This window comes from Paracoccus sp. MKU1, from assembly GCF_001447385.1.
Lineage (GTDB): Bacteria > Pseudomonadota > Alphaproteobacteria > Rhodobacterales > Rhodobacteraceae > Paracoccus.
This window is the reverse complement of the sequence record NZ_LLWQ01000181.1, coordinates 1-7,524: the sequence shown is the minus strand read 5'-3', so window position 1 is coordinate 7,524 and position 7,524 is coordinate 1. Positions and strand designations below refer to the sequence as shown.

The window sequence follows — 7,524 nt, the reverse complement described above, 5'->3', positions numbered from 1 at the left end:
ATCGTGCCGCCCTTGATCTGCTGCGTGGTGTTGGTGGTCTGGTCGCACATGATGTCGGTCTGCCCGCCCAGCAGGTCGGTCATCGCCGGGCCGGTGCCCTTGTAGGGGACCGTCACCAGCGGCGCCTCGAGCGCCGACATCAGCATCATGCCGCACAGATGCGAGGCCGAGCCGATGCCGGCATTGGCCAGCGTCAGGTTGTCCGCGTTGTCCTTGACGTAGGAGATGAAGGCGGTGAAGTCGTCCGGCTCGAAGTCCTTGCGGGCGACGACGACCATCGGCACCTCGGTGACCAGGCCGACATAGTCGAAGGCGTTCAGCGTGTCATAGGCCAGGTTGCGGTAAAGCGTGGCCGAGGTCGCCATGCCGATATGGTGCAGCAGCACCGTATAGCCGTCCGGATCGGCCTTGGCGACGTTGCCGGCGCCCAGCGTGCCGCCGGCGCCGCCGATATTCTCGACGATGATCTGCTGGCCCAGGTCGGCCGACATGCGCTCGGCCACCATGCGCGCCACCGTATCGGTCGGTCCGCCGGCCGAGAACGGCACCACCATGGTGATCTGGCGCTGCGGCCAGTCCTGCGCAAAAGCCGGCGCGATCAGCATCGTCGTGGCGCAAAGCGCGCCCAGAAGCCTCGGGTAAGCCATTTCCCCTCCCCCAAACTGTGTATGCTGTGGCCTGCGTCCTCCTCGACGCGGGCCCTGCGGAATGGTGCGGCGGCTTGCGGCCGCGGCACAAATCAAAAACGCAAGGAAGAACGCGCAAGTTGCCGAAACGCACCCCCAATGGGTGAAAAAGGTAACATACCCCGCGAATGATGGGCGGAAATCCACCCATCCGGTGGCTCAGCCGGCCTCGTCCTCGGCCGCATCCAGGATCAGCCGGCGGTCGAGCCCGTATTTCTGCATCTTCTCGTAGAGCGTCTTGCGCGAGATGCCCAGCGTCTCATAGACCGGGCGCAGCTTGCCGCCATGGGCGGCGATGGTGCCGGCAATCAGGCTGCGCTCGAACTCGGCCACCCGGTCGGCCAGGCGCGCGCCCTGCGCCGGGCCCAGCTCGGCGCCTTCCAGCCCCAGCACGAAACGCTCGGCCAGGTTGCGCAGCTCGCGCACATTGCCCGGCCATTCCTTGGCGGCGAGGCCGGAGAGAAAGGCGGCGGGCGCCTCGCGCTCGGGCAGGTTGTGACGGGCGGCAGCCTCGCGCAGCAGTTGCAGGAACAGCAGCGGGATGTCCTCGCGCCGGGCCGAAAGCGGCGGGACATGCAGCACCGCGACGTTCAGCCGCCAGAACAGGTCCTCGCGGAAGCGGCCCTGCGCCACCAGCTCCGCCAGATCGACCTTGCTGACGGCAACGAAGCGCACGTCCAGCGGCACCGGGTCGTTCGAGCCCAGCCGGGTGATCGTCCGCTCTTGCAGCACCCGCAGCAGCTTGGCCTGCAAATCCAACGGCATCGAGCCGATCTCGTCCAGAAGCACCGTGCCGCCGCGCGCATGTTCGAACTTGCCATAGCGCGGCCGCAGCGCGCCGGGAAAGGCCCCCGCCTCATGGCCGAACAGCTCGCTCTCGATCAGCGCCTCGGGCAGGGCGGCGCAATTGATGGCGATGAAGGGCCGCCCGGCGCGGGCCGAGATGTCGTGCAGCGTGCGCGCCACCACCTCTTTGCCGGCGCCGGTCGGACCGATGATCAGCGTATCGGCATCCGAGGCACCGATGGCGCGCAGCCGATAACGCAGATCGACCATGACCTGGGTGCGGCCCGGCAGGCGGGCCTCGACGTCGTCGCGCTTGCCGGCGACGGCGCGCAGCCGGCGGTTTTCCAGCACCAGCCCGCGGTGGTCGATGGCGCGGCGGATCACCGTGGCCAGCTCCTGCACCACGAAGGGCTTCTCGATGAAGTCATAGGCGCCGCCGCGGATCGCCTCGACCGCCAGCGGCACCTCGGCATGGCCGGTGACCAGGATCACCGGGATCTCGGGATCGACCTCGTGCAGCCGGCCCAGAAGCGTCATCCCGTCCATGCCCGGCATGCGGATGTCGCTGACCACCGCGCCGGCAAAGCCCGAGCCGGCCAGCGCCAGCGCCTCCTCGCCCGAGGCCAGCGCCTCGACGGTGAAGCCCGCCAGCTCCAGCGCCTGCGCGGTCGAGCTGCGCATCTGCTCGTCATCCTCGACCAGAAGCACGCGCGGGGTCATGCGGCGGCCTCGGCCGTGCCGGCGGCGGGCAGGATCACGCAGAACTCGGCGCCGGGGTCCATGTTGCGGCAGGCGATCTCGCCGCCGAAATCGCGCACGATATTGGCGGTGATCGACAGGCCCAGGCCAAGCCCCGCCCCCATGCCCTTGGTGGTGAAGAACGGGTCGAAGATGCGCGCGGCGATGGCATCGGGCACGCCCGGCCCGCGGTCGCGGATGCGGATGGCGACGCGCCCGCTCTCGGCCCGCGCCGAAAGGGTGATGCGGCGGTCCGCGCCGCCCTCGACCGCATCGGCGGCATTGGTGATCAGGTTCACCAGCACCTGCTGCAAGCGCGTCGGCCCGGCGCGCAGCGGCGGCAGGTCGGCAGGCACATCCAGCTCGAGCGTCGCGCCGCTGCTGGCCAGCCGGGCGGCGACGATGGTGCGCGTCTCGTCCAGCAGCCCGGCCAGCGCCACCGCGCCCAGCACATCGTCGGGCTTTCTTGCCGCGTGGCGCAGATGCTTGCCGATGGCGGCCATGCGGTCCACCAGCAGCAGGATCTGGGCGATGTTCTCGCGCGCGCGGGCATAGTCGCCGCGCTCGATCAGGATGGCGGCGCTGTCGGCATAGTTGCGCGCCGCCGCCAGCGGCTGGTTGATCTCATGCGAGAGCGAGGCCGACATCTGCCCCAGCGCCGCCAGCTTGCCGACCTGCACCAGGCTGGCCTGGGCGGCGCGCAATTCGGCCTCGGTGGCGCGGCGCTCGGCGATTTCCTGCTCCAGCTGGCTGTTCACCCGCGCCAGGTCGGCGGTGCGCTCGACCACGCGGCGCTCCAGCTCGGCGGTGGCGAATTGCTGCATGGCCAGCCGCTCGGCCGCCTGCGCCCGGCGCTGGCGCCACATCGTCAGCCCGAAGCCCGCGACCGACAGGAGCAGCGCGAGGCTCAGCACCGCCAGCCGCGCCTCGGCCCGCAACTCGGCGCTGTCCAGCAGCACATGCACCGTCCAGCCCGCGCCCGGCATGTCCTCGGAGGCGACGATATAGTCATGGCTGCGCGCATCGTCGTCGCCAAGCGCGGGCGGCAGGCGGAATACCGGCACGCCGTGCAGCTCCAGCCGCCGCATCGGCAATTCGGCCAGCGGCGTGCCGGCATAGCGGCGCGAGGATTCGGTGCGCGCCAGCCGTTCCGGCGTCAGCGGCCGGATGCCGTGGTAAAGCCAGCTCGGCTCGGAGGACAGGAAGGCCGTGCCCTCGGGATCGGTCACCAGCACGCGATACTGGTTGCCGCGCCAGGAGGCCTCGATCCGGTCCACGCCGATCTTGACCGCGACGACGGCGGTGATGCGGCCGGCATCGTCCTGCACCGGGGCCGAGAAGAAATAGCCCCGCACGCCGGACGTGGTGCCGATGCCGTAGAACCGCCCCTGCCCGCCCACCATGGCGTCGATGACATAGGGCCGATAGCTGAAATTCTGCCCGATGAAGCTGGCGGGCCCAAGATAGCCGGAATGGGCGATGGTCTCGCCGTCGGGCAGGATCAGGTAGATGTCGGAGGCCTGCACTGCCTCGTTCTGCTCGGCCAGCCACAGGTTGGTCTGCTGCCGCAGGGCAGGATTGCCCGGGTCGGCGGCAAGCTGGTGGATCAGGTCAAGGTCGCCGACCAGTTGCGGCACCACCTCATAGCGCGCCAGATCGGCGTTGAGCGCGTTCACCGTCAGCCGCAAGGCGGTGGCGGCGCGGGCATGGCCCTCGCGGAAGTAATGCTGATAGGCAAGCTGTGCACCCAGCCAGAGGATGGCCGCGACACAGGCAAGGCCGAGGGCCAGCCGCCAGCGCCCCGTCCCAGGCTTGCGCGCCGCCGGCTCTATCCGCATCTGGATCCCTGCTTCCAGGGCATGGCTCCGTCCCCTGCTGCTCCCTGGGGCGGAATCTGACAGCAAGGCCGGCTGCGCGCAACCGGCCTCGCGCCATGGGGTCAGGACAGCGCCCGCCGCGCCGCCGTCCGGCCGGCCAGCGCCGCATAGGCCGAGGCCGCGACCAGGAAGGTCGCCGGCGCCGACAGCGAGGCCGCCGTGCCGCCCATGAAATGCAGCACCAGCCCCGCGCCCGCGGCCAGCAGCCAGGCGCCCAGCCCTGCCGGATTGACCGCGCGCGCATCCGCCAGGTCGGTGTCTCCGGCACCGCGATCCGTCGCGATATGGACCAGCGCGATGCCGACCCAGGCCACCACGAAGATGCCCTGATAGGCCAGCGCCTGAAGGATATAGGCGAAGACATCGGCCAGCATCAGCGCATAGGCGATGGCGCCGACCACGCAGGCCCAGACCCATTTCGGCAGGCGCAGGCGGAAGGCGGTCTCGGCAAAGCTCTCCATGTTCACCGCGGCGAGGTAATAGTTCGCGGTATTGATCCGGGTCTGCGAGATCCAGACGAAGGCCAGCCCCGCGACGCCCATCAGCTGCACCAGCGCAAACACCACCGAGACTTCCGAGACCGCGCCCTCGGTCGGCAGGCTCGCGGCCAGGAAGATGCCGACGAGGCCGTTGAGCAGGAAGGCCACGGCATAGAAGGGCGCGCCGAAATTGATGGCGGCATGGAAGCCCGCATCCTCGGGCCGGCCGAAGCGGGCGTAATCATAGGTGAACATCATCAGGATCCAGACGCCCATATAGGCGGTGAAACAGTCCCACCAGCCGCCGGCGGGCGCGCCGCCCTGCGGCCCAAGGTTCAGCCAGGCGTCCGAATAGCCGTATTCCGCCACCGCCAGCACCACCGCCGCGCCCAGCCCCAGCAGGTAGAAGGGCAGCAGCACGCCGTTGAACTTGTCCAGCCAGTTCTGGATCGAGCCGAAGATCAGCGCCACCGAATAGACCGCCACCACCAGCGCCGCCAGCGGATAGGAGATGCCGGCATATTCCCGCAGGGCGACGGCGATCACCGAGCCTTCGAACACCGCGTAATAGATCGCGGTGGCAAAGAAGATCAGCGTCGCCACCGCCGCCCCGCTGCGCCCCAGCAGGATGCGCGAGAACAGCGAGACGCTGAGCCCGGTGCGGATCGCGTGCCGCACCAGCACCGCGTTCACCGCCGCATAGGCGATGACCGACAGCACCAGCCCGATGATGGCGTTCCTTGCGCCATAGGCCAGCGCCAGCGAGGCGGCGATGACCAGATAGAACATGGCAGAGCAGACCGACCACCAGGCCATGGTCAGCGGCAGCCGGCCCATGCGCTGGTCGCGCGGCACTGGCCGGTCCGAGAATTCCAGGTCTTCCGAATTGTCCAAAGATCCAGCCATGGCTGAAGCTCCCTGTTTTGGTTCTTGTGATTGGTTCCGGATGGGCGGGGCCTGGTGCGGCCCCGCCCGGCCTCCGTCAGGCCCACGTCAGGCCCACGTCAGGCCTCGGCCAGCGCCCTGGCCTGCTCTCGCGTCCCGGCCGCGGCGCTGGCCATCGTCACGACATAGACGCCGTTCCGGTCCAGTTCTGCGACCCAGCCCGGCTCGATGACGATGGTGGTCGTCACTTCCTGGATGACCGCCGGGCCGGTGACGACATCGCCCGCGCCCAGCTTCGCGCCGTCATAGACCGGGGTTTCGTGCTTGCGGCCCGAGGCGTCGAAGATCATCTCGCGCGTGCCGGACAGCGCCGCATGGGCGCCTGCGCCCTGCGCGATGCGCATCCGCGCCGGCCGCTCGACCGCGCCCGAGATGGCGCTTTCCACGTTCACCACCTCGACCGGGCTGTGCGGCTCGGCATAGGTGTAAAGCTCCTCGTGGCGGGCGTGGAACGCGGCCTTGAGGCGTTCCAGCGCCGCCTCGTCGATGGCGAAGGGCTCGACGCTGACCGTGCATTCATGCACCTGCCCGACATAGCGCATGTCGAGGCTGCGGCGGATGCCGATCCGGTCGGGCGCGAAATCGTCGGCCATCAGGTCGGCGCGACCCTTCTCCTCCAGCCGGGCGAAGGTCTCGTCCAGCCGCCTGGCCGCCTCGGCCCCTTCCAGCCGCGCGGCGATGGGGGCCATGTAGTTGTATTTCACGTCCGAGATGATCTGCCCGAAGGCGCAAAGCCCCGAGGCGAGCTTCGAGACCAGCACCTTGCCGATGCCCATCTCGCGCGCCAGCGCGGTGATATGCGCGCCCGTGGCGCCGCCGGCGCAGTTCAGCACGAAGTCGCGCGGATCGTAGCCGCGCTCGACCGAGACGCGGCGGATCGCATTCACCATGTTGTTGTTGACGATGGTGAACATGCCATAGGCCGCGGTCTCGACGCTGATGCCCAGCGGCTCGGCCAGGTGCTTGCGGATCGCCTCGCGCGCCTTTTCCACGCTCAAGGGCAGGCGGCCGCCGACCAGGCCCTCGGGGTTCAGGTAGCCGAGCACGAGGTTCGCATCGGTCGTCGTCGGCCTGTCACCGCCCTTGCCGTAGCAGGCCGGGCCGGGTTCCGAGCCGGCCGATTGAGGCCCCATCTGCATCAGCCCCATCGAGTCGATCCAGCCGATCGAGCCGCCGCCCGCGCCCAGGGTCTCCACCTGGATCATCGGGATGCCGATGCGATAGCGCAGGAAATCGATGTTCTTCGACACATTGGCCTGCCCGTCGCGGGTCAGGGTGATGTCGAAGCTGGTGCCACCCATGTCGACGGTGATGATGTCCGAAAGCCCGTAGGGCTCGCCCAGATAGAGCGCCGCCCTGGGGGCCGAGGCGGGGCCGGAATTGATCGCATAGACCGACTGGTCCGACACCACCGACCCCAGGGCCAGCCCGCCGTTCGACTGGAAATAACGCACCGGCTGGCGCGCGCCGAGGCTTTGGAAATAGCCGTCCACCGCCTGCACGTAGCGCGACAGGATCGGCGCCAGATAGGCGTTCACGATGGCGGTCGAGGTGCGGGTGTATTCGCGCACCTGCGGATAGAGCTGGCTGCCGACGGTCAGAGGCACATCCGGCATCATCTCGCGCACGATCTCGGCGGCGCGGAGTTCGTGATCGGGATGCAGCACCGACCAGACGAAGCTGATGGCGACCGATTCGACGCCCTCGCGCAGGAAATGCCGGCAGGCCTCGCGCACCTCCTCCTCATCGAGCGGCGTGTGGACGGCGCCGGTCGAGATCACCCGCTCGCTGATCCCGCGCCGCAGGTAGCGCGGTACCAGCATGGTCGCCGGCGGATAGTCCGGGTCGTAGCGATAGCCGTCCTCCTTGTGGCCGAGGCGGATCTCGATGCTGTCCTCGTGGCCCTTGGTGGCGATCAGGCCGGTCCTGGCGCCGGTATGGGTGATCAGCGCGTTCAGCCCGACCGTGGTGCCGTTGATGCACAGGTCGGCGTTCGAGACGAGGTCGCGCGGG

At 69.1% G+C, this 7,524-nt stretch carries 5 protein-coding genes; all 5 read right to left on the bottom strand.

The annotated features are described in order from the left end of the window. A partial coding sequence (locus AQY21_RS14430) for a tripartite tricarboxylate transporter substrate-binding protein (protein ID WP_058098327.1) occupies positions 1-647 on the bottom strand: 647 nt, incomplete at its 3' end. Positions 648-845: 198 nt separating this feature from the next. Continuing rightward, positions 846-2,192 (bottom strand): sigma-54 dependent transcriptional regulator, encoded by a 1,347-nt coding sequence (locus AQY21_RS14425; RefSeq protein ID WP_058098326.1) that lies wholly within the window; start codon positions 2,190-2,192, stop codon positions 846-848. After that, positions 2,189-4,048, bottom strand: coding sequence for an ATP-binding protein (locus AQY21_RS14420; RefSeq protein ID WP_082658117.1), 1,860 nt, complete (start codon positions 4,046-4,048; stop codon positions 2,189-2,191). Before AQY21_RS14420 ends, AQY21_RS14425 begins: the two co-directional genes overlap by 4 nt. A 101-nt stretch (positions 4,049-4,149) precedes the next feature. Next, a complete protein-coding gene (locus AQY21_RS14415; protein WP_058098325.1) occupies positions 4,150-5,472 on the bottom strand; it encodes a cytosine permease in 1,323 nt (440 codons plus the stop codon). A 98-nt stretch (positions 5,473-5,570) separates the two neighbouring features. Beyond that, positions 5,571-7,524 (bottom strand): hydantoinase/oxoprolinase family protein (locus AQY21_RS14410; RefSeq protein WP_058098324.1); only part of this gene is annotated, 1,954 nt, incomplete at its 5' end.

Excerpts from the sequence above, each read along its gene's own strand:
- AQY21_RS14425 (WP_058098326.1), bottom strand. The coding sequence starts at position 2,192 with ATGACCCCGCGCGTGCTTCTGGTCGAGGATGACGAGCAGATGCGCAGC.
- AQY21_RS14420 (WP_082658117.1), bottom strand. The coding sequence starts at position 4,048 with ATGCGGATAGAGCCGGCGGCGCGCAAGCCTGGGACGGGGCGCTGGCGG.
- AQY21_RS14415 (WP_058098325.1), bottom strand. The coding sequence starts at position 5,472 with ATGGCTGGATCTTTGGACAATTCGGAAGACCTGGAATTCTCGGACCGG.